Here is a 25,402-nt window from a genome sequence, read left to right as displayed (position 1 = left end):
ACAAAAGTCAGGCCTGACGCGTCACGGGCGCGCCCTTAACGAAAGCCATAACAATAACTTATTTATCATAGCCTTAATTTCATGCTAAACCTCCCCGTGGCGAGAAGCGCCGCAGTTTTCAAGCAACCGCCACGCACCGCGCGGCAAAAGTATGCGGCAATCCGCATATTTGGCAGGCGGCCGGAAATAGCGCTTGATTCGTTAAAGAAAAGTTAATATTGATGCGAAGACATCAACCCGAGCCGCCTGTTTTTCCGGCTAACGACCGAAAAGGGACAGCTATGCGATTCACTTCAGACTATCAGCCTCCGGTTTCTCTCTCTCCGCCTTCGCTCGTGGGGCTGCCGGAGCAAGAGGACGTTTTCGCCGTTGAACATCTGTCGCGCCTGTGCGACGGCCTGGCGCAGCAGCGCCCGAACAACCTGCGCGATCTGCTGAATACGCTGGCGCTGATCGCGCCGCTGCTGAACGCGATCCCTAACGTGGTGTTCTTTATCAAAGACGCCCAGGCCCGCTACCTGCTGGCCAACCTGACGCTGGCCAGGCGCTGCGGTTTCAAAACCGTCACGCCGTTGCTGGGCAAGACCTCCGCCGACGTTTTTCCCGCCCAGCTCGGATCCGGCTACACCGAGCAGGATCTGCGGGTATTGCGCCACGGCGTGCTGATCCAGGATCAGCTGGAAATGCACCTGTACAACGGCCGCGAAACCGGCTGGTGCCTGACGCAAAAGCTGGCGTTGTACGACGCGCAGGGAAAAATCATCGGTATGGCGGGTATTTCTCACGATCTGCAGGAGGCCAGGGCCCATCACCCGGCCTACCAACGGCTGGCGGCGATCGACGTGCACATCCGCCGCCACTACGCACGGCCGATCGCGCTTGAGGAGCTGACGGCGCTGACCGGCTTGTCGGTGGCGCAGATCGAACGCTACTGCAAACGTATCTTCCACCTCACCCCGCGCCAGATGATCCACAAAGTGCGGTTAGAAAAGGCCACGGAACTGCTGGCCGGCGATCTGCCGATCACCGACATCGCGCTGCTGTGCGGCTACACCGATCACAGCGCCTTCAGCCGTCAATTCAAAGCGATGACCGGCTCTACGCCGCGCGATTTCCGCCTGACGCTTTCCGCTTAATGCGCTGATTTATCTGGTTAACCCCCCTCTTTTCACGGTGCACCAGCGCCCGGTTTTTTCACGCCCGCTATTCGGCGCCATTGTGCCAATTTCGTCGCGGCAATCGGCGAAAAGCGTCAAGCCTCCCCGCGCAATACCGGTCAATCTGTCGGTGAGCCTTACCAAAGATTCACTTTTCATTAACACTTTCGGACGACAGGACAAACACGATGAGCCATAAAGCCATAAGCTGGAGCGGCGTATTCCCGGCGGTGACGACCCAGTTCCGCAACGATTTCTCTCTGGACCTCGATGCCACTCATACGGTGATTAAAAACCTGGTGCGCGACGGCGTCTCCGGCCTGGTGGTGTGCGGCACCGTCGGTGAAAACACCTCGATGACGGTGCAAGAGAAGCTGGCGGTGATCGAAGTGGCAAGAGACGCCGCCGACGGTAAAGTTCCGGTGATCGCCGGCATCGCCGAGTTCACCACCGCCTTCGCGCAGAACATGGCGCGTGAAGCGCAAAAGGCCGGCGTCGACGGGATTATGGTGATGCCGGCGCTGGTCTACTCCGCCAAGCCGCACGAAACTGCCGCGCACTTCCGCAGCGTCGCCGGCGCGACCGATCTGCCGATCATGGTCTACAACAATCCTCCCATTTACAAAAATGACGTCACGCCCGACATCCTGACCTCGCTGGTCGACTGCGAAAATATCGTGTGCTTCAAAGACTCTTCGGGCGACACCCGCCGCTTTATCGATCTGCGCAACGAAGTCGGCGATCGCTTCGTGCTGTTTGCCGGGTTGGACGATGTGGTGCTGGAAAGCCTCGCCGTTGGTGCGCAAGGTTGGATCTCCGGCATGTCCAATGCCTTCCCGCGCGAAGGAGAAACGCTGTTCCGGCTGGCGAAGGAAAAACGCTATGAGGAAGCCTTGGCGCTGTACAGCTGGTTTATGCCACTGCTGCACCTCGATGCCCGCCCCGATCTGGTGCAGTGCATCAAACTCTGCGAACAGCGGGTCGGCCGCGGCAGCGCCGTCACTCGTCCGCCGCGCCTGCCGCTGCAGGGCGAGACGCTCACCGAGATCAACGCCGTGATCGATAAAGCGCTGGCCACTCGCCCTGCGCTGCCGAACGTCGGCCTGTAACGCCTTCATCGCCCGGCCATGCCGGGCGTCATGCTTTCTCTACCGGGGGGAACCGATGCCCAACGATCGCTATGCCGCCATCAGCGGCCAACAATTTATCGGCGGCCAGCGCTGCGCCACAGGAGAAGCGACGCTGCTCAGCCTGCGCGCCGACGACGGTGAGCCGACCGGCTACCGCTTCCACCAGGCCACGGCGGCAGAAACCGCCGCCGCCGCAGAAGCTGCCGCCGCGGCCTTTGCACCCTATTCGCAGCTCAGCGCGGAACAACGCGCGAACTTTCTCGACGCCATTGCCGAGGAGTTAGACGCGTTGGATGAGGATTTCTTCGCCTTCGCCATGCAGGAAACCGCCTTGCCGCCGGCGCGGTTGAGCGGCGAACGCGCCAGAACCAGCGGCCAGATGCGGCTGTTCGCTACGCTGCTGCGGCGCGGCGACGTCGAGGGCGTGCGCATCGACTGTGCGCTGCCGCAGCGCTCCCCCCTGCCGCGCCCCGATCTACGTCAATACCGCACGGCGCTCGGCCCGGTGGCGGTATTCGGCGCCAGCAACTTCCCGCTGGCGTTCTCCACCGCGGGTGGCGATACCGCCGCCGCGCTCGCCGCCGGCTGCCCGGTCGTGTTCAAGGCGCACAGCGGCCATATGATCACCGCCGAGCTGACCGCTCAGGCGATCGAGCGCGCCCGGAAACGCACGGGGATGCCTGCCGGCGTCTTCAACATGATCTTCGGCAACCGCGTGGGAGCCGACCTGGTACAACATCCGGCGATTCAGGCCGTGGGATTCACCGGCTCACTGCAAGGCGGTCGAGCGCTCTTCGATCTGGCGACGCAACGCCCTCAACCCATCCCGGTCTTCGCCGAAATGTCGAGCATCAATCCGGTCGTGATCCTGCCACAGGCGCTGGCGCGGCGCGGGCAGCACATCGCGCAGGAACTGGTCTCTTCCTTTACGCTAGGTTGCGGTCAGTTCTGCACCAAGCCCGGCGTGATCGTCGCGCTGCGTGGCGCCGCCTTCGATCGGCTGGCCGAAACGATGAGCGCCTTGGCCAACGCCGCCGAGCCGCAACCGATGCTGAATACCGGCACGCTGGAGCACTACCGTCACGGCCTGGCGGCCCTCGATGCGCACCCGGGTATGCGCCGTCTGGCGGGCCGCAGCGAAACGCCCCCTCATCGGGCGACGGCCCAGCTGTATCAAGCGGAGGAGGCGCTGCTGCTGCAGGCCGATCCGCTGCTGCAACAGGAGGTCTTCGGCCCGGCCAGCATCCTGGTCGCTGTAGATAGCGAAGCACAGCTGTACGCGGCGCTGGCGGCATTGCAAGGTCAGTTGACCGCCACGCTGCTGGCGGATGACGGCGATCTCGATATGGCCGCCGGGCTGACGACGCTGTTGGCGCGCAAAGCCGGCCGGGTGCTGTTTAACGGGTATCCGACCGGGGTAGAAGTGTGCGACGCCATGGTGCACGGCGGCCCCTATCCGGCGACCAGCGACGCACGCGGCACCTCGGTAGGCACGTTGGCCATCGAACGTTTCCTGCGGCCGGTCTGTTTACAAAACACGCCAGCGGCGCTGTTGCCGCCACCGCTGCAGGACGCCAACCCGCTCAACCTGCTGCGGCTGGTGAACGGCGTATTCACCCGAGATCCCCTGGTTTCACCTGCCAAAAATTAGCCCGGCCGCATCTGCCTGCCACTCAATAACAAAAGGGTAATACCATGACAACCCAAGGCAAATTCAAGAAGCAGCTTACGCTCACCGATCTGACGTTCATCGGTCTGGGCGCCATCTTCGGCTCCGGTTGGCTGTTCGCCGCCAGCCATGTCTCCTCCATCGCCGGCCCGGCCGGCATCTATTCCTGGCTGATCGGCGGCCTGGCGGTGCTGCTGCTCGGTATCGTCTACTGCGAACTGGGCGCCGCCCTGCCGCGCGCCGGCGGCATCATTCGCTATCCGGTGTTCTCGCACGGCGAGCTGATGGGTTATCTGCTGGGGTTTATCACGCTGATCGCCTTCTCCAGCCTGATCGCCATCGAAGTCGTCGCCGCCCGGCAATACGCCGCCGCTTGGTTCCCGTTCCTCAGCCAGCCGGGTTCCGGCGACCCTACGCCGATCGGCTGGCTGGTGCAGCTGGCGCTGCTGTGCTTTTTCTTCGCGCTCAACTACTACAGCGTCAAAACCTTCGCCAAATCCAATAACCTGATCAGCGTGCTGAAATTTCTGGTGCCGCTGCTGGTGATCGTGGTGTTGTTCAGCTTTTTCAAACCGGAAAACCTGCACAGCCAGGGCTTTGCTCCCTTCGGTTCCGCCGGGGTTGAGGCCGCCATTTCCGCCGGCGGCATCATCTTCGCCTACCTAGGCCTGACGCCGATCATTTCGGTCGCCAGCGAGGTGCAAAGGCCGCAGCGCACCATTCCCATCGCGCTGATCCTGTCGGTGGTGCTGTCCACCATCATCTATGTGCTGCTGCAGATAGCGTTTCTCGGCAGTATCCCCAGCGAGATGCTGAGCGGCGGCTGGGCCGGTATCAGCCAACAGTTCTCCCTGCCGTTCCGCGATATCGCCATCACGCTGGGCATGGGATGGCTGGCATTTCTGGTGGTCAGCGACGCGATCGTTTCACCGAGCGGCACCGGCAACATCTATATGAACGCCACGCCTCGCGTGATCTACGGTTGGGCGCGCGCCGGCACCTTCTTCAAACTGTTCACCCGGGTAGATGGCGAGTCCGGCATTCCCCGCCCGGCGCTGTGGCTGACCTTCGCTCTCTCGGTATTCTGGACGCTGCCGTTCCCGTCGTGGGAAAAGCTGATCGGCGTGGTGTCCGCCGCGCTGGTACTGAGCTACGCCATCGCCCCGGTCACCGCCGCCGGGCTGCGGCGCAATGCGCCCGATATGCCGCGTCCGTTCCGGGTGCGCGCTTTCTGCGTGCTCGGCCCGTTGTCGTTTATCATTTCGGCGTTGATCGTCTTCTGGTCCGGCTGGGATACCGTCTCCTGGCTGCTCGGTTTGCAGATCCTGATGTTCTTCATCTACATCCTGTTCAAAAATCAGGTGCCGACCCACGCCGTTAGCCTCCGGCAGCAAATTTGGTCCTCGCTGTGGCTGATCGTCTTCTATGCGCTGGTGATCGCACTCTCCTACCTCAGCAGCTTCGGCGGCATCGGAGCCATTGCCCACCCGTGGGACACCCTTACCATGGCGGTGATTGCGCTGGCGGTTTACTACTGGGGCGCCTATACCTGTTTACCCCAGGCCAATTTTATCGGCGATGAAGAAGAATGAACCCAGGGAGGACATCAAAATGACATCCATGCACGTTCTGTCGCTGGAACAGGCTTATCAACTGGCGTTGCGCGCACTGCGCAGCAACGGTTTCAATCAGGCGCATGCCGAGGCGGTAGCGCAAAATGTCACCCAGGGTGAACGCGACGGCTGCGCTTCGCACGGGTTGTACCGGCTCTTGGGCTGCGTGCGATCGCTGCAGGCAGGCAAGGTTTCTGCCGATGCGATACCCAGGCTGTTCGACCAGGCGCCGGCTATCTTGCGCGCCGATGCCGGCGGCGCGTTTTCTCTGCTGGCCTACCGCACCGCTCTGCCGGCCTTTATCGATAAGGTGCGCACCAACGGTATCGCCGCGTTGACGATCAACCGCTGCGTGCACTTCTCCGCGCTGTGGGCCGACATCGAACCGCTGACCGAGCAGGGGTTGGTGGCCTTGGCCTGCACGCCCAGCCACGCCTGGGTGACGCCGGCCGGCGGTTCGCGCCCGCTGTTCGGCACCAACCCCATTGCCTTCGGCTGGCCGCGCCCGGATCGGCCGCCGTTTTTGTTCGACATGGCCACCAGCGCGACGGCACGCGGCGAAATCGAATTGCATCGCCGCGCAGGCACCCCGCTGCCTGAAGGCTGGGGCATTGATAAGGCAGGCAATCCGTCCACCGATGCCGCCAGCGTGTTGGAGGGCGCAATGCTGACCTTCGGCGGACATAAGGGCTCGGCGCTGGCGGCGATGGTTGAATTGTTGGCCGGGCCGCTGATCGGCGATATGACCAGCAAGGAATCGCTGGCCTACGACGACGGCACCGGTTCGTCGCCTTACGGCGGTGAGCTGATCATCGCGTTGGATCCTGAACGTTTTCTCGGTGCGGATAAGGCGAAATATTTCGCCAGCGCAGAGGCGATGTTTGCTGATATGCAGGCGCAAGGCGCACGCATCCCCGGCGAACGCCGTTATCGGCAGCGGAGGCAGAGCGAACAAGACGGCGTGGAGATCCCCAGGGCGCTATATGACGAAATCGTGGCACTGTGCGATTAGCGCCGGATTGATTCCCTCGCGCCGGCAATCCGGCGCGAGGTGAGTTTTACCCTGCCTGAGCCAAGTCGCTGTGCAGACGCTTGCGCCATACCGGTTTGGTATCCCAGCGGGCGAAGTGTTTCGCCTCTTTACCCGACTGCACCTGATGCCACATGTCTTCTTGCCACCGGATCGGTTCCTTTCCTCGCAACGTTGGGCGGGTCTGTTTAATCGTCCGTTGCAAAATGCCCGCTTCCTTAGCGGTAATGGGCGGCGCCTGTCTGGCGGCGTCCAGCGCCCGGCGGCCCAACGGCTCCATCACCCGGTACAACACGTTGACCTGCTGCTGCGTCGCCTGCTGGTTAGTGCTCATCCCCTTACCCGACCAACCGTCGAAATTTTCACCGGGATCGTCTCCCTGCGCACGATATTCATTACCCGGCCCCTCGACGATATTCCATCCTTGCCAGGTCACCAAAGTGTGTAATCCATCGCGATCCTGCAGGTTTTTATTCTTGATCTGTTTGAGCACCTCGGCGCGGTTTGGCACACCGATCAGGTTCATAAACTCGTCCAGCGCGTCCCAATGCTGCCCCGCGACCAGACCATTCCAGACATTACGCAAACAGTTCCAGGGAATGGTGTGATGCCAGGTCAGCGTGATAAGCGGTTTGGTTGACGCGTGTTGCCAACGGCTCGGTTCACTGCCCCGATCGCCTCTGATGATCCCATCGACTTCTAATGGCATAGCTGCCCCTCTTCTGGCTGAGATGAAGAATATGCGCAAGGCCGGTGGCCCGGTTGGCATAAAAACGTCAGCTAAAATCGTAGCAGCTCAGGCTGAGATGGCAATAAAACGCCAGGCACGCTCTGCAGCCGACCGGCAAACGCAGAACGCGCCCGAAAACGGTGGGCTTAAAACGGATTATCTGACGACCATCACCGAAATATTGGCATGGCGAACGATAGCGGCAGCGTTAGACCCCAGCAGATAGGTTTTCACGCTCGGGCGGCGCGAACCGATGATGATCAGATCGGCGTCGATCTCTTCCGCCAGCTCCAGCGCCTGATCGCGCGCAGAGCCGAAGCTGACGGTGTAATTGAGGCGATCCAACGGCAGATCGATTTCCGACATGATTTTCTTCAGCTTCTCGACCGCCTTCACTTCCGCCTGATTCTCAAATTCCTTGAGACCGAACGAATAGGCAGTCACAAAAGCCGAGGCATCCGGCAGCGCATGGAAGAAATGCACTTTAGCGCCGGACATCTTCGCCAAATATTCCACATGCTTCAGCGCATGTTCGGTCAACAGGTCCTCTTCAATATCGATCGGCACCAAAATAGTCTTGTACATATCACGTCCTTTCTATGTAAACCGGGTGCCTACAGAATACTGCCGCGCACGGGCGCGGTGAATCGCTTTATCACGCTTTTGTGATCGGGGGTAAATACTGATAAGGATAGTTCTTAATTTAACAAAATATAAACATCACACCAATAACGGATAGGCGATTAATTATTTAGTACTCGAGATTAAATCAGCTGCAAATAAACCGCTTTGGCGGTGGCGGCGGTCTTATTGGCGACAGAAAGTTTTTTAATCGAGTTGCCGATATGGAAATTGACCGTGCGCTCGCTCAACCCCATCAACAGCGCGATCTCTTCCGCCGTTTTCCCTTCGCTGCACCAGCGTAAAATGTCTTTTTCACGCAGCGTCAGCACACCTTTTATCGCGTCGTCGTTCACCGAGATCAAGGCTTCACGCAGCGTTTTATGGGCGGTTTGCGCCAGCCAAAGGAAAAAAGTTTCATTTACTGCGCGCGCTTGCGGCGTTTGCTCGGGTAGCGCTTTACCGGCAAACGTCAGGATCCCCAGCCGGCCATAACAATCCTTAACCGACTGCGACCAGCCGGCGCACAGGCCGAATTGCGCCATATGCCGCCAAAGCGTCGGCCGCTCGTGATAAAAGCTTTCGTCCCACTGGAACTGCAGCGTGGAATGGTGAGCGCGCTCAATAACCGGATCCTGCAAATACACCCGCTGCCGCCGGTAATCCTCGAGATAGTTCGCTGAAAAATTCCCTTCGATCAGCATCTTGGGGCGGCTGGCCGGATAACAGGAAAACACGATGTAGGAGAAATAATCAAACCCCAGCGCCTCGGCGCAGGGCTCCAGCTGCGTCAGAAAGCATTCGCGATCGGCCAGGCTGCCAATCACCTCCGCCATGAGCCGTTGAGTGCGGGTATCCATAACGCAGGTTCTCCAGATAGCGATGCCGATTTATCGATAGGTCAGACTCACTATAGAATATCGTCGCCCGGCGCCAGTAGCCGTTTCATATAATAAAAAACACCAACGCTATAACGAAAACAGCTATTCCCTTTAAAATAAGCCTTTTTATTGCACCGAACAGAAAAACTGCGCGAATAGCATAATCTCCTCGGCACGTAAACCTGTTATTCCTGTCATAGACAACGCCACCTATCCACCATTACTTTTCCTGTGAGCCTAAGTTTGATGAATAGACGCCGTCATGCAGAAAATAATGGAGGCGTGCCGCGATAAAAACGAACATGCCAGGAATACAGAATGAGATTAACGGGCTATAACGGTCAGCTTTCCCCGCTTTATCTGATGGCGACCGGCACGTTCGCCATTGGCACCGACGCCTTTATCGTCGCCGGCGTGCTCAGCGACATTTCCGATACCTTTGCCGTCAGCCCCGCGCAAGCGGGGCAGTTGATATCGGTATTCGCGCTGGCTTATATGTTGTTCGCGCCACTGACCGCCTGGCTGCTCGGCAACGTCAACCGCAAGCATATCCTGCAGTTGGCGCTGGTGCTGTTCATCGCCGGCAACCTGGCGTGCGCCTGGGCCACCAGCTACCTGCAGATCGCGTTCGGCAGAGTGCTGGCCGCATTGGGAGCGGCCTGTTACACGCCGCAGGCCGCCGCCGCCGCGGTGGGGCTGGTGGCGGAAAAACGCCGCGGTCTGGCCATTTCCATCGTCTATGGGGGCATGACGTTGGCTATTGCGCTCGGTATTCCATTCGGTACCTTTCTCGCCAAACTGCTCGGCTGGCGTGAAATATTCCTGTTCATCGCCCTGTTGGGGGCAATTGCGCTACTGGGCCTTTCGCTGGCGCTGCGCGCCATTGCGCCACCGGGCAAGCATTCGCTGAAAGAGCGGCTCACCCCGCTGCGGCAAAAGGCGGTGCTGACTACGCTGCTGATCACCTTTTTTGCCGTTTGCTCGGAACACATCGTCTACAGCTACGTCAGCGTCTTGCTGAAAAACACCCAGTTCGGCCCGCAGGCGATTCTTCCCCTCGCGCTGCTGCTGTTCGGCATTGGCGCGGTGATCGGCAATTTTGCCTCCGGTGCGTTAACCGATGCTCTCGGCAGCAAGTTTGTGCTGCTGTTTTCCGTGGCGCTCCAGACGCTGTCCCTGTTTCTGTTAGCCTTTTATGTCACCTCACCCTGGTGGGTGCTGGCCATCTTTCTGGTCTGGGGTATCACCGGCTGGATGTATCTGGTGCCGATCCAACATCACCTGTTGTCGCTGTCGAAACGCTTTGGCGCGCTGACCGTGTCGCTCAACAGCTCGGTGCTGTACGCCGGCATCGCGGCGGGCGGCATGCTGGGCGGCCTGGCGCTCTACGCGCTGCCGGCCCATTACCTGCCGCTGTTTTCGCTGCCGCTCGGCGCCATCGCCCTGCTGCTGACGCTGATCTTTTTCAGAGAAACACTCCCGACGAGTGAACGATGACCGACTTTCCTCACCTTTTTCCACAGCTCATTTTACGCAGCCCACCTCTCGGCGCTGGGCTACACTGCCGGTAGCCCTAATGCGCTGATAAGGAAAAACAATGCGCCCTTTGCCTCTGCAGACTCCCAGGCTGATCCTGCGCCCGTTCACGGCCGACGATCTGCCCCATTTTACCGCCTACCGCAGCCACCCCGACGTGGCGCGCTATCAAAGCTGGAGCGACTACGGCGCCGCCGATGCGCAGGCCTTTTTCGAACGGCAGCGGCGGCTCGAGTTCAACCGTGACGACAGCTGGTTTCAACTGGCGGTCGAGCGCCGCGAAGACGGCGCGTTGCTCGGCGATGTCGCAGTGCATTTCTTCGATGCGGGGCGCCAGGCTGAACTGGGCGTGACCTTCGCGCCCAGCCATCAGCGGCAAGGGATGGCGCACGAGGCGCTGAACGCCGTCATCGCCCTGCTGTTCGGGCCGCTGGCGAAGCACCGCATTACCGCAGTGGTGGACGCGCGTAATCTTGGCGCCGCCGCGCTGTTCGGCAAGCTGGGTTTTCGGCGCGAGGCCCATTGGCGGCAAAACGTGTTTTTTAAAGGCACGTGGGGCGACGAATTCGGTTTCGCTCTGCTGCAAAGTGAATGGTGGGAGAATGCAAAGCATGGCGCTGCTGAATAAATACCTTGGGCAATACCAGTTCTCGGAGCGGCATGCCATCACCATCGCCGCGCCGTCGGCCCGGATACTGGCGGCCGTGGCCGCTTACGATCCCAAGCACGATCGCTTTTTCCGCAGCATGATAGCGCTGCGCGAATTGCCCGCACGGCTGATGCCACGCGATAAACCCAGCCCACCGCCGTTTGGCCTGCATAACTTTTGCCTGCTTGAGCGGGATGAAACGGCGCTGGTCTATGGCCTGATCGGCCGCTTTTGGCAGGCCGAATACGGTCTGGAGGACGTCGCCGACGGGCCGGGGTTTCTGGCCTTCGCTCAGCCCGGCGTCGCCAAACTGGCGTTGGGTTACGTCGTGACCCCTTTGCCGAGCGGCCACTGCCGCCTGGTAACGGAAACGCGCATCTTCTGCCCCGACGACGCCAGCCGACGGCGGTTCACCCCCTACTGGTATACTATTCGCCTGGTCAGCGGGCTGATACGCCGCCGTATGTTGCGCGACATCAGGACCGCCAGCGAGGCCACCGCGCATAATCATTCATAGGATGAATACATTTAGGAGCATTCTCAGAGCATGCCTCAAGCAATAAGGTTATTTATTAACCATTACAAGATGCATTGAGAAGCCATTAGCCCCGCCCCCCTGCGGGGTTTTTTTCATCTAGTCGCCGTTCAAACCGGGAAATACCTGCATAAACAGGAAGGTGCAAGGCTTGCGCTGATGCTGATTGATCTGCGGCACCAGCCGGGTGAAATGCTCGGTCTGGCAATGTACATCCAGGGCGGCGCGATCCGGCCAGCTTTCGATAAAAATAAAATGCCCGGGGTCCTGCTGGTCGATGCACAGCTCATAACTGATGCACAAAGGTTCCTGCCGGGTTTTCTCCACCAGCTCGCGATACCATGGCATAACGGTTTCAATGTGTTCCGGATGGATAAAATCTTCAGCGATGACCTTCAGCATGTTGCGCTCCTGCATTCTGTTTTGCCGTGCCTCACCTTATCGTCCTCACTCCCGAGATGAAAGCCCCCTACTCCAGGCCTATCGCCGGGTTGCCAATTCGGTGATAGCGCACACAGATCTCGATCAAAGCGCTTGAACCTACCCTGGCCCTGTGTGAACTTCCGGTTAACAAAAAAGCAACACACCATTCACCATGGTGATGTCTGCACCACCCTGCCGACCCGATACGCGGCGTTTTTTTCGCCCTCAAAGGCCTGACCATTAGTCCTTTAGACCTTTAAGGATCGCGAAGAAAAACCGGGGTTACCGTCGTGTTGAGGGCAACGGCATCAGGACGGTCCTGTGACCGACGCTTGTCATTCTCAGAAGAGAGGTTAACGCCAGTGAATCACACCACCTATGCCGCTCCTGCGCTCAACGTCGCCATTCGTAAAACCTGGCGCAGGCTGGTGCCATTGATGTTCGCCATGTACTTTATCGCCTTTATCGACAGGGTTAACGTCGGCTTTGCCAAGGACGCGATGGCCATCGATATCGCGCTGTCGCAATCCGCCTTCGCATTGGGTGCCGGGATATTTTTTGCCGCCTATGCGCTGTTCGGCATCCCGGCCAACCTGCTGATGAACCGCTGGGGCGCCAAACGCTGGCTCAGCGCCACCACTGCGCTGTGGGGGGCGCTGTCGGCCTGCACCGGGCTGGTGACCAACGAACAACAGTTTATCGTCCTGCGGTTTCTGCTGGGGATCGCCGAGGCCGGGTTTTACCCCGGCATCCTGCTGCTCGCGTCGATCTATTTTCCCAATAAGGTGCGCGCCTCGGTCATTGGCATTTTCGTGCTCGGCGTGCCGGCGGCCCTGACGCTCGGCTCCCCGCTGTCGGGGGCATTGCTGGAGATGCACGGCGTACTGGGTAAGCCCGGCTGGTTCTGGATGTTCGTGCTGGAAGGGTTGCCGGCCGTCGCCCTCGGCGTCTTCGCCTTTTTCTATCTCGACGATAGCCCGCAGCAGGCCCGCTTTCTGACTGAGGAAGAACGCACGGCGCTGGTCGCACAGTTGGCCGCCGAACAGCAGCAGACCGAAACCAGCAGCGTCAAAGCAGCGATGAGAAGCGGCAAAGTTTGGCATCTGGCGTTGATCTACGGCACCCTGCAGATCGGCGTGTACGGCCTGATGTTTTTCCTGCCTTCGCAGGTCGCCTCGCTGATGGGCACCCATCTCGGCTTCAAGGCCTCGCTGGTGGCCGCCATTCCCTGGGCGTTCTCTGCGCTGGGCGTCTATTTCCTGCCGCGCTTTGCCGACAGAAACACCGCCAGAAGACTACCGATCGCCGTCGCCTGCATGGTCGCGGCGGCGTTAGGGCTGGTGGTCTCTTCCTATGCCGGTCCTTTGCTCGCTATCGCCGCACTGAGCTGTTGTGCAGTCAGTTTCCTGGCGGTACAGCCGATTTTCTGGACGTTTCCCGCTCAGGTGCTCACCGGCCCGGCGCTGGCGGCCGGCATCGGCTTTTGCACCACGCTCGGCGCGGCGTTCAGCTTTTTAGCCCCGCTTATCCGCACCGAGGCGGAACAGCGTTTTCACAGCCCGCATGCCGGGCCGCTGGTGCTGGCCGCCTTTGCACTGCTGTGCGCCGCGCTGTTGTGGGCGCTCAAAAACCGGCGCGCCGACGTGAGCAAGCAAGACGCAAAGATTGCCGGATAGCGGCGCGTTATTTAGCCATTATTGAACCTGCGGATGGGACACTGGCATTCAGCCTCCTCGCCCACAGGTGTTAAATGGATGAATTGACGCACATTATCGCCAAATACAGCCCGGAGCCGGAGATGTTGCTGCTGCTGATTTTCCTGTTTGCGCTGGGTAAATCCGTGATCTTCGTTTCCTCCGTCCTGCCGCCCGCCTCGGTCACGCTGCTGATGGGCATCGTTGCGGGCAAGCACGCGCTGCCTGTCGGCACCGTTTGGGCGGCCATCACCCTCGGGGCCGCGCTGGGATCGATCTTGTCGTTCCACTGCGGCGCGCTGCTATGCCGCCGCGATCTTGGCAGCCGGCTACCGGCGCGTTTTCATGCGCCGCTGCACAAAGCCCAGCGCGCCCTGCAAAAGCGCGGGTTGCCATTGCTGTTCGCCTCGCGTTTTCTGGCGGTAATGCGCTATACCGTACCGCTGATGGCCGGCATGCTGAAGCTGCCGCTGGGGCGCGTCTATGCCACCGCCGCACTCTCGGCCGCCGCCTGGGCGCTGATCTTGATGTCGGCTGCGCATTTATTCCCCGCATCTTGACCTGAAAGATTCTTGGGCAAATGACCGCCCCATGCGCCGACGTTGCGCCAGCGCACAGCCTCTCTTGCCGTATAAACTGCCGTGCAACACCGCAGTTTGCGCCAGATCACCTTTCTGAACATCAGTCGAAAAATGCGAATTTTTTTGCAGAATGCGCGCTTAAAACGGCGCAATGCGGGAAGAAACGGAGAAAAGCCTGGGCGTAACACGCTGATTTGGTTGGTGGGTCGTACAGGGTTCGAACCTGTGACCAATTGATTAAGAGTCAACTGCTCTACCGACTGAGCTAACGACCCAACGGGATAAATTGTCCTCCTCGCCAATGCCGCTGTCAAACGCTTACACTCATTACTTTTTCTCATGCGAATTTTACAACCCTTTGTTTAATCAACGAGATAAGCCGCATAAGGTCTATTAATCCCACCTTTTGAAGAGTAATCTTCCGCTCCCTGAACGTCCGATTTGCCTCCTCCGTGTAAAGATTGATCGACTTTTATCCCGCGTATAAATGTTGTAAACATGTTGCACAAAGGTGGCGTTATTGCACTACCTTACTAAAGCCGGGCCAACCGGATAAATGTATAAAAAAGAGCCACTTCAGAGCTCGCGACTTCACTAATGACAGGTAAAACAGGACATCATCAGATGGTAGATCACTCTAAAATAGCGACTGACGCGACGCCCGCTTCAGAAGATCATCTACGGCGAAACCTCACTAACCGACATATTCAACTGATCGCCATCGGCGGCGCCATCGGCACCGGTCTGTTTATGGGCTCAGGTAAAACCATCAGCCTGGCCGGCCCTTCGATCATCTTCGTGTACATGATCATCGGCTTTATGCTGTTCTTCGTGATGCGCGCCATGGGCGAGCTGCTGCTGTCCAATCTGGAATACAAATCGTTCAGCGATTTCGCTGCGGATCTGCTCGGCCCGTGGGCCGGTTTCTTCACCGGCTGGACCTACTGGTTCTGCTGGGTGGTCACCGGCATCGCCGACGTCGTAGCGATTACCGCCTACGCCCAGTTCTGGTTCCCCGGGCTGTCGCAATGGATCGCTTCGCTGCTGTGCGTACTGTTGCTGCTCGGCCTTAACCTGGCGACCGTGAAGATGTTCGGCGAAATGGAATTCTGGTTTGCGATGATCAAAATCGTCGCCATCGTCGGGCTGATCGTCGCCGGGCTGGTGATGATCGCCATGCAGTTCCAGTCGCCGACCGGCACCGTGGCCTCATTCACCCATCTGTGGAATGACGGCGGCATGTTCCCGAAAGGCATCAGCGGCTTCTTCGCCGGCTTCCAGATTGCGGTATTCGCCTTCGTCGGCATTGAGCTGGTGGGCACCACCGCCGCAGAAACCAAGGATCCGGAGAAATCGCTGCCGCGCGCCATCAACTCGATTCCGATCCGCATCATCATGTTCTACGTGTTCTCCCTGATCGTCATCATGTCGGTGACGCCGTGGAGCTCCGTGGTGCCGGACAAGAGCCCGTTCGTTGAACTGTTCGTGCTGATCGGCCTGCCTGCCGCGGCCAGCGTGATCAACTTCGTGGTGCTGACCTCCGCCGCCTCCTCCGCCAACAGCGGCGTGTTCTCCACCAGCCGCATGCTGTTCGGGCTGGCGCAGGAAGGCGACGCGCCAAAATCGTTCGCCACTCTGTCCAAGCGCGCGGTGCCGGCCAACGGCCTCACCTTCTCCTGCATCTGCCTGCTGGGCGGCGTGGTGCTGATTTACCTGATCCCGAACGTGATGACGGTCTTCACCCTGGTGACCACCGTATCGGCGATTCTGTTCATGTTCGTTTGGACCATCATCCTGTGCTCGTATCTGGTCTACCGTAAACAGCGCCCGGCGCTGCACCAGAAATCGATCTACAAGATGCCGGCCGGCAAACTGATGTGCTGGGTGTGCATGGCGTTCTTCGTGTTCGTGCTGGTGCTGCTGTCGCTGCGCGAAGACACCCGCCAGGCGTTGATCGTCACCCCGCTGTGGTTCATCGTGCTCGGCCTGTCTTACGTGTTCCTGCGCAAGAAGAAAACCGCATGATGCAAAAAGGGGCGGATATCTCCGCCCCTTTTTTCCTTCTAAGCCTCCGCGCTAATCCGCTTCCGTCGCCACCGCCGCTTTATCCTTGCGCCGCACGCGCAGCTCGCTGACCACCACCCCAATCACGATCAACGCGCCCCCCAATAACGCCACGCCCGGCAAACGCTCGCCGGCCAACCGCCCGACGATGCCGGCCCAGACCGGTTCGCCGGCGTAAATCACCGTGGCCCGAGTCGGCGAAACGCTGCGCTGTGCCCAGTTCATGGTCAACTGAATCAAGGCGCTGGCCAGCCCCAGCCCAATGGCGCTGTACAGCAGATAATCCGAATACGGCGGCGGCGACTCGCCGGTCGGCGCCATCATTAAAAATGAGGTCAGCGAGGCGGTCGCCAGCTGCACGATGGTCACCCGGCGGATATTCACCTTACCGGCGAAGGCGCCGATCAGAATGATCTCTGCCGCCATCCCCAGGGTACCGGCCAGCGTCAGAATTTCGCCGAGGCTCAGCGTCATGTCGGTGCTGCTCGGCGCCGCCAGCAGCATCAGGCCGGTAAAGGCCAACAGAATGCCGATCCACGACATGATGCCGGGGAACCGCCCCAGCACCAGCCATTGCAACAGTGGCACGATCGGCACGTACATAGCGGTGATAAACGCCGATTGGCTGCTGGTGATGGTCTGCAGGCCGACGGTTTGCATACTGTAACCAAACATAATCGCCAGCCCAATCAGCCCGCCCGCCTTCAGTTCATACAGGGTCAGGCCGCGCAACACGCGCAGCGAAAACAGGGTCAGCGCCAGCGTAGCGGTGGCGAAACGCAGGCCGACGAAAAAGAACGGCCCGCTGACCTGCATCGCGTGATGCACCGCCAAAAAGGTGCCGCCCCAGATCATGGTGATGAAAATCAACACCGCTTCCGGCAGCCTGATTTGCGGAACCATGGCGGAAATAAAGGATTTTTTTGCTGCTGACACCGGCTTGCCCTTCCTGCTGAGTGCAATATAATGCACAGATCCTGCCAGTATGAGATAAAGTCCGGCGATGAGCAATACGGCGCATAACGCAAAAACCGATCCCCCCAAGGTGCTGCAGTACCTGAGCAGCAATCTGCGCGGCTACCGCCAACAGGCGGGCCTGAGCCAAATGGCGCTGGCCGAGCTTTCCGGCGTCAGCCGTCGCATGTTGGCGGGCATCGAGGCCGGCGATCGCAACGTCAGCCTGGCGGTGCTCGACAAGATCGCCGCCGCCCTGGCGATTTCCTTTACCGACCTGATCCAGGCACCGGAGGCGCGCGGCAGCCATATGGTCGGGGAATTGGCCTGGCAAGGCGCGCAGCCGGGCAGCCAGGCGCTGTTCGCCGCCAGCGTACCGGCGCGGCAGCGGGCCGAGCTGTGGGAATGGACGCTGATGCCGGGCGAGCGCTATGACTCTGCGCCGGACGCCGAAGGCTGGAGCGAAATGATCTACGTGATTGCCGGTACCCTGACGCTGGAGCTGGAACAAGATACGCTGACGCTCACCGCCGGCGCCGCGCAAACCTTCAACAGCGATCAACGCTACGCTTACGCCAACCACGGCGACCTGCCCCTGCGTTTTATCCGCAACGTCGCCTTCTGACCGCCCGCCGGCCCGCACCGGCGGCGGATGTCGTGTCGCTGTCGTGCCGCTGTCGTGGCGCCGCCAACCCGCTCGCCCTACACTGAATGACAGTGACAGCGAACTCAGGAGTGCACCATGCAAAAGTACCGCATCAGGCCATTACGTCTGGAAAAAGGCTGGTCGCAGGAGCAGCTGGCGACGATCGCCGGCCTCAGCACCCGCACCGTCCAGCGGATAGAAAACGGTGAACAGGCCAGCCTGGAAACCTTGACCGCGATCGCTGCCGCGCTGGGCGTGCAGGTCAGCGATCTCAATGCGCAGCCGCAACAGGCAATGGAGGAGGAGACGCCTGACGAACAGCGCATTCGTCGCCAGGTCGCGGCAGAAGGCAAACTGCTGAGCATGGCGGTACGTTTCGCCGTGATTGGCGTGATGTTGTTCGCCATCAACTGGTTTACCCATCCGCAATATCTCTGGTCGCTGTGGGCGATCGGCGGCATGAGCCTCGCGCTGGTCATGCGGGCGGTGCGTACCCTGCTGCTGCGCAATGTCTTCAGCCGCTGGCAGGAACAGCGGCTGGCGCACAAGCTGCGGCGCTTGCCCTGAATCCGCCATTCGACAAAACCAAATTCGTCATTCGCTTCTATGCTTATCAAGGGTTTTTGTTAATCATCTGAGCGGGAGTACGGAACATGACGAAAGTGTTGGTGCTTTATTACTCAATGTACGGCCATGTCGAACACCTGGCGCAGGCGGTGGCCGAAGGCGCGAATCGGGTTAACGGCGTGGACGTGACGATTAAACGCGTGCCGGAAACCATGACGCCGGAGGCCTTTGCCAAAGCCGGGGGCAAACAACATCAGCAGGCGCCGGTCGCCAGCCCGCAGGAGCTGGCGGACTATGACGGCATTATCTTCGGCACGCCGACCCGCTTCGGCAATATGGCCGGGCAGATGCGCACCTTCCTCGATCAGACCGGCGGCCTGTGGGCTTCCGGCGCGTTGTACGGCAAGGTAGGCAGCGTCTTCTCTTCCACCGGCACCGGCGGCGGCCAGGAACACACCATCAGTTCCACCTGGACCACGCTGGCGCACCACGGTTTCATCATCGTGCCGATCGGCTATGCCACGCCAGAGCTGTTTGACGTTTCGCAGGTACGCGGCGGCACCCCGTATGGCGCCACCACCATCGCCGGCGCCGATGGTTCGCGGCAACCGAGCAACGAAGAATTGACCATTGCCCGCTATCAGGGCGAGCACGTGGCAAAAATCACCGCCAAGCTGAAAAGTTAAGCACCCTCCTGCGCCTGTGATTCAAAGGGCCGCGCATTCGCACGGCCCCATCTTGTTGCCGACCCGCCGCAAGGTTAGAATGCCCCTCCCCCGGCCATTCAGCGTCTGAAGGCCAGGCCCGAATTCGTTCTGCCCGTCGCTTGTCAGCCTTAGGCGCGAGGACGGGCGTTCTGTTTTTTGCGCACAGCGAAGGGAATAAGTCAGTGTCTAAAGATTTTGATGAACTAATAAGAGACATGGATCTTATTATTGAAAATGTAGACAGCTTCAAGGCTCTGGCTCCGCGCGCGCCCGAGCCGGCTCCGGCCCCGCCGCCGCCGGTTCATCACTACGATTCGTTCTGCGAGAACATCGCGCTGAAAGTGGTCTTGAAGGTGCTGCTGTCTTCGGTGGACAAGATAGTCAAAGTGCAAATCGCCAACAAAGTCGAGCAAGAGATCGCCCAGATTGAACAGCAGGTGGTGCGCGCCGGCGGCGGCCCGGTGTCGCCGGACGATCTGGCGCAAATGACGCACTATGTGCGCCGCACGGTCAACGACCTGCTGGAATAACGTCTTCCCCGGCAGGCTCACCGGCCATATTTATTCGGCGATATGAATTTTTACGCTATTTTTATATCGCCTGCTTTATGCTTGATACACTTCAATAAATTGACACATTGTCGGCAGGCATTCCGAGCAACAGCATGGTCAGAACCAAACAAATCCTGGTCGTCATTCATCTTTGCAGCTTTTTGGTCCTTCTTTACAGCCTTTCGATGATCCCGCCCCTGCTGATGGGCCTGTTGTATAAAGAAAAAAGCGCCTTCTCATTCTTCTATACCCTGGTGGTGGCCGCCACGCTCGGCGGATTGGGCTGGTTCAGCACCCGCCAGTCGAAAGTGCAGTTGCGCACTCAGGACGGCTTTCTGATCATCGTGATGTTTTGGCTGCTGTTTTCCGCGATCAGCGCCCTGCCGCTGTGGCTGGATGATACGCTGAACGTCCGGCTGGTCGACGCGATGTTTGAGGGAGTCTCCGGCATCACCACCACCGGCGCCTCGGTGCTGAATGACGTCTCGAACGTGCCCAAATCGGTCCTCTACTACCGTTCCCAGCTCAATTTTATCGGCGGCCTCGGGGTTATCGTGTTGGCGGTGGCCGTGCTGCCGCTGCTGGGCATCGGCGGCGCCAAACTTTACCAGTCGGAAATGCCCGGCCCGTTCAAGGAGGAACGCCTGACGCCACGCCTGGCCGATACCTCGAAAAACCTGTGGTTGATCTACCTTGGGCTGGGGTTGGCCTGTACCGTCGCCTTTCGTCTGGCGGGCATGCCGTGGTTCGATGCGTTATGCCACGGCATTTCCACCGTTTCGCTCGGCGGATTTTCCACCCGCAACGAAAGCCTGGGGTACTACGACAGTTCGGCAGTGGAAATGGTCGGCGGCATTTTCTCTATTCTGGCGGCGGTGAACTTCACGCTCTATTTCGTGGCCGTCGGCCGCCGCAGCCTGAAACCGCTGTACCGCAGCCCCGAGCTGCGCTTTTTCCTGTTGATTCTGGCCATCGTCGTGGCGATCGTGTGTATCGAGCTATACCGTTCAGGCATGTACGGCGCCAAAGACGCCTTCGTGCACGGCTTTTTCCTCACCAGCTCGATGATGACCGACAACGGCCTGGCGATTGCCGATTACACCCGGATCCCGTCCCATACCATCATGCTGCTGCTGGCGGCGAGTTTCTTCGGCGGCTGCGTCGGCTCCACCTGCGGCGGCATTAAAGCACTGCGTTTTCTGATCATGTACAAGCAAAGCCGGCTCGAGATCAACCAGCTGGTGCATCCCAACGCCATGTATACCATCAAGGTCGGCAATGCACCGATCCAGGATCGAACGCTGCGCTCCGTTTGGAGCTTCTTCTTTCTCTATGTACTGTTCACCTGCTTGTTTATCTGGCTGCTGAATCTGATGGGCTATGATCTGGTCACCGCCTTCGCCACCGTCGCCGCCTGCATCAACAATATGGGGCTGGGGTACGGAGAAACCGCCGCCGGTTTCGGCACGTTGAACGATGCGGCGAAATGGCTGATGTGCGCCGCCATGCTGCTCGGCCGCCTCGAGATCTATCCGATGCTGATCCTTTGTTCACGCGCATTTTGGCGTTTTTGATCGGCCAAGCGGCGTGTAAGGCGCCGTTCCGCTCTGCTAACGCTGACACATTCGCAACATGAATATGTTGCATTGTTGTATTCGTTTCACTGCGATAAGTTTAATTCACTGTAAATATATACAGTGTTTTTTAACTTATTGAGGATATGAATATGCGCTTTAACAACAAGATGTTGGCCCTGGCCGCCCTGCTGTTCGCCGCACAGGCGTCGGCCGACACGCTCGAATCCATCGACAACTGCGCGGTCGGCTGCCCGACCGGCGGCAGCAGCAACGTGTCGATCGTGCGTCATGCTTATACGTTGAACAACAACAGCACCACCAAGTTCGCCAACTGGGTGGCCTATCACATCACCAAAGACACGCCGGCCAGCGGCAAGACGCGCAACTGGAAAACCGACCCGGCGCTCAATCCGGCGGATACCCTGGCGCCCGCCGATTACACCGGTGCCAATGCGGCGTTGAAGGTCGATCGCGGCCATCAGGCGCCGCTGGCCTCGTTGGCGGGCGTTTCCGACTGGGAATCGCTGAACTACCTGTCCAACATCACGCCGCAAAAGTCCGATCTTAACCAGGGCGCCTGGGCGCGGCTGGAAGATCAGGAACGCAAGCTGATCGATCGCGCCGATATCTCCTCGGTCTATACCGTGACCGGGCCGCTGTATGAACGCGATATGGGCAAACTGCCGGGCACCCAGAAAGCGCACACCATCCCCAGCGCCTACTGGAAGGTGATTTTCATCAACAACAGCCCGGCGGTAAACCACTATGCCGCCTTTCTGTTCGATCAAAACACGCCGAAGGGCGCCGATTTCTGCCAATTCCGCGTGACGGTGGACGAGATCGAGAAGCGTACCGGCCTGATCATCTGGGCCGGTCTGCCGGACGACGTGCAGGCCTCGCTGAAGAGCAAGCCCGGCGTCCTGCCGGAGCTGATGGGCTGCAAAAACTGACGAAAAAACCCGCCTCGGCGGGTTTATTTTTCATTCGGGCGCCGGCGGTTTATTCCGTCAGCGCCTTTTGCGCGGCGGCCAACTCACGCTGCCGGGGCGACGCCACCGCGTGATCGCGCGCCAACAGTGTGTACACCGTCGGCAGCACAAACAGGGTGAACAGCGTGCCCACCAGCATGCCGGACACGATCACCAGCCCCAGACCGAAGCGGCTGGCGGCACCGGCGCCGCTGGCGAACAGCAGCGGGATCAAGCCGAACACCATCGCCCCGGTGGTCATCAGCACCGGCCGCAGGCGAATTTGCGCCGCCTGCAAAATCGCGGCGCGCCGCGTCAACCCCTGATGCATCTGCAGTTCGTTGGCGAACTCCACCATCAGAATACCGTGCTTGCTAATCAGCCCTATCAGGGTCACCAGCCCGACCTGGGTATAAATATTCATCGTGGCGTAACCCAGCGCCAGCGGCAATAAGGCGCCGCAGATCGACAGCGGCACGGTGATGAGGATGATCAGCGGATCCTTCAGGCTCTCATACTGCGCCGCCAGCACCAGGTAGATGATCACCAACGCCGCCAGGAACGCGAACGCCAGCGCGCTGCCTTCCTGGGTATATTGGCGCGAATCCCCCTGCCAGTCGTGGCTAAATTCGGCCGGCAGCGCATTGGCCTGCCGCTCGAGGAAGGCGACCGCTTCGCCCATCGAAACGCCGGGGGCGGGGATGGCCTGCAGGGTGGCGGCGTTCTGCTGGTTAAACTGGGTCAGCTTGTTCGGCTCGACCTTAACGGCCACCGACACCACGGTGGAGAGCGGCACCAGCGTATCGTCCTGCGTGCGAACGTACTGCCGCGCCAGCGCCTGCGGCGTCAGCCGCTGTTCACGCAGGCTCTGCGGGATCACGTCATAGGCGCGCCCGTCCATGCCGAAGCGGTTGAGGTAGTTCTCCCCCACCAGCACCGCCAGCGATTCGCCGATGTCGCTCATGCGTATCCCGAGGCTGTTGGCCTTGGCGCGGTCGATATGCACCTCCGCCAGCGGGTTGTTGTAGTCCAGATCGCTGTCCACCACCATAAACAGGCCGCTGTTTCTGGCATTCTGCTTCACCTCTTCCAGGGTGCGATACAGCTGCGGGTAGTCCTGCGGCGTGCGCAGCACCATCTGCACCGGCAGCCCGCCGGTGGAGCCCGGCAGCGCGGGCAGTTGGAAGGCGAAAATGCTGGTGCCTTCGACGTCGTTCACCGCCCGTTGCAGATCGGCCTGCACCGCCGACGCCGAGCGCTGGCGCGCCTGCCACAGCGTCAGGTTGATGCCGCCGATACCGGACGCCGTGCCGTCGCTGCCGTTGATGATCCAGCGGCTTTCGGTTTCCGGCATGCGGTTGTAAACCTCGTCCAGCTTGTACGCAAAGCGCTCGACATAGTTCAGGTTGGCGTGCTGCGGCGCCTTGATGGCGGTCAGTACGATGGCCTGATCCTCGGTCGGCGCCAGCTCGCGCTGCGGCATCAGGTACAGCAGCGGCAGGCTGATCATCACCAGCAGCGCCAGCGCGCCGGTCACCCAACGGTGGTGCAGCGAGAAATCCAGCGCGCGCGCATAGCGACGCGTCAGGCCGCCGAAGAACCACTCGGCGGCGCGCGCCACGCGCCCTTCGCTCTGTTTGGCCGGCAGTAGAAGAGAACTCATTACCGGCGACAGCATCAGCGCGACTACGCCGGATACCACCACCGCGCCGGCTAGCGTCAGCGCGAACTCGCGAAACAGCGCGCCGGTCAGCCCGCCCATCAGGCCGATCGGCGCGTAGACCGCCGCCAGCGTCAGGGTCATGGCGATCACCGGCCCCGCCACTTCGCGCGCGCCGATCATCGCCGCCGCCAGCGGCGTTTTCCCCTCTTCAATATGGCGATGCACGTTCTCCACCACCACGATGGCGTCGTCCACCACCAGACCGATCGCCAAAACCATCGCCAGCAGCGTCAGCAAATTGACGCTGAAGCCGAAGGCCAGCATCAGCCCGGCGGCGCCAAGGATCGACAGCGGAATGGTCACCACCGGGATCAGCACGGTGCGCAGCGACCCCAGACACAGGTAGATCACCGCCACCACGATCGCCAGCGCTTCGAGCAGGGTATGCACCACTTCATCGATCGAGGCCTGGATAAAGCGTGCGGTTTCGAACGCCAGCGCCATCTTCACGCCCGGCGGCTGCATCTTGTCAATTGCCGGCATCAGGTGACGAATGCCGTCGACGATCACCAGCGGGTTGCCGGTCGGCGTGGGGAAGACGCCGAGAAACACCGCCGGTTCGCCATCCATCAGCGCGCTGGTTTCCGTGGCTGCGGCGCCCAGCTCCACGGTGCCGACGTCTTTCAGGCGCACCAGGCCGTTGCCGTCGTTGCGCACCACCAGATTACGGAACTCCTCCACGCTGGTGAGATCGGTATTCACCCGCACGTTGGCAACCACATACTGCCCTTTCACCTTGCCCGGCGCCGCCTGGTAATTGTTGCGCCGCACCGCGTCGGCCACGTCGGCGGCGGTCAGGCCGCGGCCGGCCAGCCGATCGCTGTCCAGCCACAGGCGCATCGCCATTTTTTGCCCGCCGAACACTTCCACCTTGGCGACGCCGTCGATAGTGGTGAACATCGGCTCCACCACCCGCGTCAGGTATTCGCTCAGCGCCGGCGTGGATAGCGTTTTACTGGAAAAGCCGACATAGGCGACGGCGGTAGCTTCACCGGCGGAGCGCTCAATCACCGGATCGTAAGCCTGCTCCGGCAGCTTGTAGCGCACCTGGTTGACCTTGGCCATCACTTCAGTCAAGGCCTGGGTCGAATCGCGGTTCAGCGCCATGCGCACCGTCACCACGCTGCGCCCCTGCACCGACGAGGATGAAAGGTAGTCAACGCCCTCGACGGACGACACCGCCTGGGCGATCGGCTGCGTGACAAAGCCCTGCATCAGCTCGGACGACGCACCGGGATAGTCGGTGCTGATGGTGATGGTGGAGTTTTCCAACAGCGGGTATTGACGGATCGGCAGTTGGCTGAGCGCCAGCGCGCCGAACAGCAGGATCAGGGTGCTGACCACCAGCGCCAGCACCGGCCGGCGCACGAACAGATCGGTAAATGTCATCGGTCTC

General features: G+C 60.3%; 23 protein-coding genes and 1 tRNA gene. 17 read left to right on the top strand and 7 right to left on the bottom strand.

Annotated elements, in window-relative coordinates:
- Positions 1-281: 281 nt before the first annotated feature.
- The 5 genes from V8N38_RS08890 (at position 282) to V8N38_RS08870 (ending at position 6,581) form a co-directional block, all read left to right on the top strand.
- Positions 282-1,136 carry an AraC family transcriptional regulator gene (locus tag V8N38_RS08890; protein ID WP_060419604.1) on the top strand — a complete coding sequence of 285 codons (855 nt, stop codon included), beginning with the start codon at positions 282-284 and terminating at the stop codon, positions 1,134-1,136.
- A gap of 209 nt (positions 1,137-1,345) precedes the next feature.
- On the top strand, positions 1,346-2,266 hold the full coding sequence (locus tag V8N38_RS08885) for a dihydrodipicolinate synthase family protein (RefSeq protein ID WP_147839480.1): 921 nt from the start codon (positions 1,346-1,348) through the stop codon (positions 2,264-2,266).
- A gap of 55 nt (positions 2,267-2,321) precedes the next feature.
- On the top strand, positions 2,322-3,938 hold the full coding sequence (locus V8N38_RS08880; RefSeq protein WP_147839481.1) for an aldehyde dehydrogenase (NADP(+)): 1,617 nt from the start codon (positions 2,322-2,324) through the stop codon (positions 3,936-3,938).
- A gap of 44 nt (positions 3,939-3,982) precedes the next feature.
- Positions 3,983-5,548, top strand: a complete 1,566-nt coding sequence (locus V8N38_RS08875; protein ID WP_063989483.1) for an APC family permease — start codon at positions 3,983-3,985, stop codon at positions 5,546-5,548.
- A gap of 19 nt (positions 5,549-5,567) precedes the next feature.
- A complete protein-coding gene (locus V8N38_RS08870) occupies positions 5,568-6,581 on the top strand; it encodes an Ldh family oxidoreductase (protein ID WP_060419613.1) in 1,014 nt (337 codons plus the stop codon).
- 46 nt (positions 6,582-6,627) lie between these two features.
- On the opposite strand, the gene V8N38_RS08865 is transcribed toward V8N38_RS08870, so the two are convergent.
- The 3 genes from V8N38_RS08865 to V8N38_RS08855 all read right to left on the bottom strand — a co-directional run bounded on the left by V8N38_RS08865 (position 6,628) and on the right by V8N38_RS08855 (position 8,810).
- A complete protein-coding gene (locus V8N38_RS08865; protein WP_060419615.1) occupies positions 6,628-7,308 on the bottom strand; it encodes a hypothetical protein in 681 nt (226 codons plus the stop codon).
- Between the two features lie 177 nt (positions 7,309-7,485).
- Positions 7,486-7,914 carry a universal stress protein gene (locus V8N38_RS08860; protein ID WP_033642623.1) on the bottom strand — a complete coding sequence of 143 codons (429 nt, stop codon included), beginning with the start codon at positions 7,912-7,914 and terminating at the stop codon, positions 7,486-7,488.
- 179 nt (positions 7,915-8,093) lie between these two features.
- Positions 8,094-8,810 carry an autoinducer binding domain-containing protein gene (locus tag V8N38_RS08855; protein ID WP_147839482.1) on the bottom strand — a complete coding sequence of 239 codons (717 nt, stop codon included), beginning with the start codon at positions 8,808-8,810 and terminating at the stop codon, positions 8,094-8,096.
- Between the two features lie 339 nt (positions 8,811-9,149).
- Between V8N38_RS08855 and V8N38_RS08850 the strand changes: the two genes are divergently transcribed.
- The 3 genes from V8N38_RS08850 (at position 9,150) to V8N38_RS08840 (ending at position 11,533) form a co-directional block, all read left to right on the top strand.
- Positions 9,150-10,328 carry an MFS transporter gene (locus V8N38_RS08850; RefSeq protein ID WP_147839483.1) on the top strand — a complete coding sequence of 393 codons (1,179 nt, stop codon included), beginning with the start codon at positions 9,150-9,152 and terminating at the stop codon, positions 10,326-10,328.
- Between the two features lie 100 nt (positions 10,329-10,428).
- Positions 10,429-10,995 carry a GNAT family N-acetyltransferase gene (locus V8N38_RS08845; RefSeq protein WP_147839484.1) on the top strand — a complete coding sequence of 189 codons (567 nt, stop codon included), beginning with the start codon at positions 10,429-10,431 and terminating at the stop codon, positions 10,993-10,995.
- Positions 10,979-11,533 (top strand): hypothetical protein, encoded by a 555-nt coding sequence (locus V8N38_RS08840; RefSeq protein WP_060419623.1) that lies wholly within the window; start codon positions 10,979-10,981, stop codon positions 11,531-11,533. The genes V8N38_RS08845 and V8N38_RS08840 overlap by 17 nt, the downstream gene beginning before the upstream one ends.
- A 117-nt stretch (positions 11,534-11,650) precedes the next feature.
- On the opposite strand, the gene V8N38_RS08835 is transcribed toward V8N38_RS08840, so the two are convergent.
- Positions 11,651-11,953 carry a putative quinol monooxygenase gene (locus tag V8N38_RS08835; RefSeq protein ID WP_047730753.1) on the bottom strand — a complete coding sequence of 101 codons (303 nt, stop codon included), beginning with the start codon at positions 11,951-11,953 and terminating at the stop codon, positions 11,651-11,653.
- A gap of 383 nt (positions 11,954-12,336) precedes the next feature.
- Here V8N38_RS08835 and V8N38_RS08830 point away from each other — a divergent pair, with 383 nt between their 5' ends.
- Positions 12,337-13,650, top strand: a complete 1,314-nt coding sequence (locus V8N38_RS08830; protein ID WP_087762294.1) for an MFS transporter — start codon at positions 12,337-12,339, stop codon at positions 13,648-13,650.
- A gap of 74 nt (positions 13,651-13,724) precedes the next feature.
- Positions 13,725-14,228 (top strand): DedA family protein, encoded by a 504-nt coding sequence (locus tag V8N38_RS08825; RefSeq protein ID WP_060419625.1) that lies wholly within the window; start codon positions 13,725-13,727, stop codon positions 14,226-14,228.
- Between the two features lie 220 nt (positions 14,229-14,448).
- Here the strand turns inward: V8N38_RS08825 and V8N38_RS08820 are convergent.
- Positions 14,449-14,524 (bottom strand) — tRNA-Lys (locus V8N38_RS08820).
- Between the two features lie 349 nt (positions 14,525-14,873).
- On the opposite strand from V8N38_RS08820, the gene cycA reads away from it, so the two are divergent.
- The gene (cycA, locus tag V8N38_RS08815; RefSeq protein ID WP_070913933.1) at positions 14,874-16,274 is read left to right on the top strand and encodes a D-serine/D-alanine/glycine transporter; all 1,401 of its coding nucleotides are present in this window, start codon (positions 14,874-14,876) and stop codon (positions 16,272-16,274) included.
- A gap of 51 nt (positions 16,275-16,325) precedes the next feature.
- On the opposite strand, the gene V8N38_RS08810 is transcribed toward cycA, so the two are convergent.
- Positions 16,326-17,249: a DMT family transporter gene (locus V8N38_RS08810; protein ID WP_141958751.1), complete on the bottom strand. Its 924-nt coding sequence runs from the start codon at positions 17,247-17,249 to the stop codon at positions 16,326-16,328.
- Between the two features lie 67 nt (positions 17,250-17,316).
- Here V8N38_RS08810 and V8N38_RS08805 point away from each other — a divergent pair, with 67 nt between their 5' ends.
- The 6 genes from V8N38_RS08805 to V8N38_RS08780 all read left to right on the top strand — a co-directional run bounded on the left by V8N38_RS08805 (position 17,317) and on the right by V8N38_RS08780 (position 22,265).
- A complete protein-coding gene (locus tag V8N38_RS08805) occupies positions 17,317-17,892 on the top strand; it encodes a helix-turn-helix domain-containing protein (RefSeq protein ID WP_060440248.1) in 576 nt (191 codons plus the stop codon).
- Between the two features lie 117 nt (positions 17,893-18,009).
- The gene (locus V8N38_RS08800; RefSeq protein ID WP_049272896.1) at positions 18,010-18,480 is read left to right on the top strand and encodes a helix-turn-helix domain-containing protein; all 471 of its coding nucleotides are present in this window, start codon (positions 18,010-18,012) and stop codon (positions 18,478-18,480) included.
- Positions 18,481-18,566: 86 nt separating this feature from the next.
- Complete coding sequence (gene wrbA / locus V8N38_RS08795; RefSeq protein WP_147839485.1) at positions 18,567-19,166, top strand: NAD(P)H:quinone oxidoreductase; 600 nt, start codon at positions 18,567-18,569, stop codon at positions 19,164-19,166.
- Between the two features lie 236 nt (positions 19,167-19,402).
- Positions 19,403-19,717: a hypothetical protein gene (locus V8N38_RS08790; protein WP_016928271.1), complete on the top strand. Its 315-nt coding sequence runs from the start codon at positions 19,403-19,405 to the stop codon at positions 19,715-19,717.
- Between the two features lie 134 nt (positions 19,718-19,851).
- Positions 19,852-21,312 carry a TrkH family potassium uptake protein gene (locus V8N38_RS08785; RefSeq protein ID WP_060419630.1) on the top strand — a complete coding sequence of 487 codons (1,461 nt, stop codon included), beginning with the start codon at positions 19,852-19,854 and terminating at the stop codon, positions 21,310-21,312.
- 152 nt (positions 21,313-21,464) lie between these two features.
- The gene (locus V8N38_RS08780) at positions 21,465-22,265 is read left to right on the top strand and encodes a DNA/RNA non-specific endonuclease (RefSeq protein ID WP_015377376.1); all 801 of its coding nucleotides are present in this window, start codon (positions 21,465-21,467) and stop codon (positions 22,263-22,265) included.
- A 49-nt stretch (positions 22,266-22,314) separates the two neighbouring features.
- Here the strand turns inward: V8N38_RS08780 and V8N38_RS08775 are convergent, their stop codons facing one another.
- Positions 22,315-25,395, bottom strand: coding sequence for a MexW/MexI family multidrug efflux RND transporter permease subunit (locus tag V8N38_RS08775; RefSeq protein WP_147839486.1), 3,081 nt, complete (start codon positions 25,393-25,395; stop codon positions 22,315-22,317).
- Positions 25,396-25,402 lie beyond the last annotated feature (7 nt).

It is taken from the genome of Serratia nevei, from assembly GCF_037948395.1.
GTDB classification, from domain to species: domain Bacteria; phylum Pseudomonadota; class Gammaproteobacteria; order Enterobacterales; family Enterobacteriaceae; genus Serratia; species Serratia nevei.
This window is presented reverse-complemented; position numbering and strand designations above follow the sequence as displayed.

Coding starts and splice junctions, on each gene's coding strand:
- cycA (WP_070913933.1), top strand. CDS start 14,874: ATGGTAGATCACTCTAAAATAGCGACTGACGCGACGCCCGCTTCAGAA.
- V8N38_RS08805 (WP_060440248.1), top strand. CDS start 17,317: ATGAGCAATACGGCGCATAACGCAAAAACCGATCCCCCCAAGGTGCTG.
- V8N38_RS08855 (WP_147839482.1), bottom strand. CDS start 8,810: ATGGATACCCGCACTCAACGGCTCATGGCGGAGGTGATTGGCAGCCTG.
- V8N38_RS08825 (WP_060419625.1), top strand. CDS start 13,725: ATGGATGAATTGACGCACATTATCGCCAAATACAGCCCGGAGCCGGAG.
- V8N38_RS08845 (WP_147839484.1), top strand. CDS start 10,429: ATGCGCCCTTTGCCTCTGCAGACTCCCAGGCTGATCCTGCGCCCGTTC.
- V8N38_RS08870 (WP_060419613.1), top strand. CDS start 5,568: ATGACATCCATGCACGTTCTGTCGCTGGAACAGGCTTATCAACTGGCG.
- V8N38_RS08780 (WP_015377376.1), top strand. CDS start 21,465: ATGCGCTTTAACAACAAGATGTTGGCCCTGGCCGCCCTGCTGTTCGCC.
- V8N38_RS08885 (WP_147839480.1), top strand. CDS start 1,346: ATGAGCCATAAAGCCATAAGCTGGAGCGGCGTATTCCCGGCGGTGACG.
- V8N38_RS08835 (WP_047730753.1), bottom strand. CDS start 11,953: ATGCTGAAGGTCATCGCTGAAGATTTTATCCATCCGGAACACATTGAA.
- V8N38_RS08775 (WP_147839486.1), bottom strand. CDS start 25,395: ATGACATTTACCGATCTGTTCGTGCGCCGGCCGGTGCTGGCGCTGGTG.
- V8N38_RS08865 (WP_060419615.1), bottom strand. CDS start 7,308: ATGCCATTAGAAGTCGATGGGATCATCAGAGGCGATCGGGGCAGTGAA.
- V8N38_RS08785 (WP_060419630.1), top strand. CDS start 19,852: ATGGTCAGAACCAAACAAATCCTGGTCGTCATTCATCTTTGCAGCTTT.
- V8N38_RS08880 (WP_147839481.1), top strand. CDS start 2,322: ATGCCCAACGATCGCTATGCCGCCATCAGCGGCCAACAATTTATCGGC.
- V8N38_RS08860 (WP_033642623.1), bottom strand. CDS start 7,914: ATGTACAAGACTATTTTGGTGCCGATCGATATTGAAGAGGACCTGTTG.
- V8N38_RS08790 (WP_016928271.1), top strand. CDS start 19,403: ATGGATCTTATTATTGAAAATGTAGACAGCTTCAAGGCTCTGGCTCCG.
- V8N38_RS08875 (WP_063989483.1), top strand. CDS start 3,983: ATGACAACCCAAGGCAAATTCAAGAAGCAGCTTACGCTCACCGATCTG.
- V8N38_RS08850 (WP_147839483.1), top strand. CDS start 9,150: ATGAGATTAACGGGCTATAACGGTCAGCTTTCCCCGCTTTATCTGATG.
- V8N38_RS08840 (WP_060419623.1), top strand. CDS start 10,979: ATGGCGCTGCTGAATAAATACCTTGGGCAATACCAGTTCTCGGAGCGG.
- V8N38_RS08890 (WP_060419604.1), top strand. CDS start 282: ATGCGATTCACTTCAGACTATCAGCCTCCGGTTTCTCTCTCTCCGCCT.
- wrbA (WP_147839485.1), top strand. CDS start 18,567: ATGACGAAAGTGTTGGTGCTTTATTACTCAATGTACGGCCATGTCGAA.
- V8N38_RS08800 (WP_049272896.1), top strand. CDS start 18,010: ATGCAAAAGTACCGCATCAGGCCATTACGTCTGGAAAAAGGCTGGTCG.